The sequence below is a fragment of the Aquabacterium sp. A08 genome (genome assembly GCF_011742065.1).
Genome location: NZ_JAAQQT010000170.1, coordinates 1 through 271 on the forward strand (window position 1 = coordinate 1; position 271 = coordinate 271).

1 pseudogene is annotated in these 271 nt (G+C 67.5%); it reads right to left on the minus strand.

Annotated elements, in window-relative coordinates:
• A pseudogene (locus HA630_RS00970) lies at positions 1-245 on the minus strand (imidazoleglycerol-phosphate dehydratase); the annotation flags it as partial.
• Between the last annotated feature and the right edge of the window lie 26 nt (positions 246-271).

Here is a 271-nt window from a genome sequence, read left to right on the forward strand (position 1 = left end):
ACGGCCTGCGCGAACGCCTGACCCAGGGTGATGCCGATGTCCTCCACCGTGTGGTGGCCGTCGATGTGCAGGTCGCCCTCGCAGCGCACGTCCAGGTCGATCAGGCCGTGGCGCGCGATCTGCTCCAGCATGTGGTCCAGAAAACCGATGCCGCTGTGCAGCGACGACCGGCCCGAGCCGTCCAGGTTGACGCGGGCGGTGATGCGGGTTTCGAGGGTGTTGCGGGTGACGTCGGCTTGCCGCATGAGGGCCAGGGCTTCCAAGAGCGATT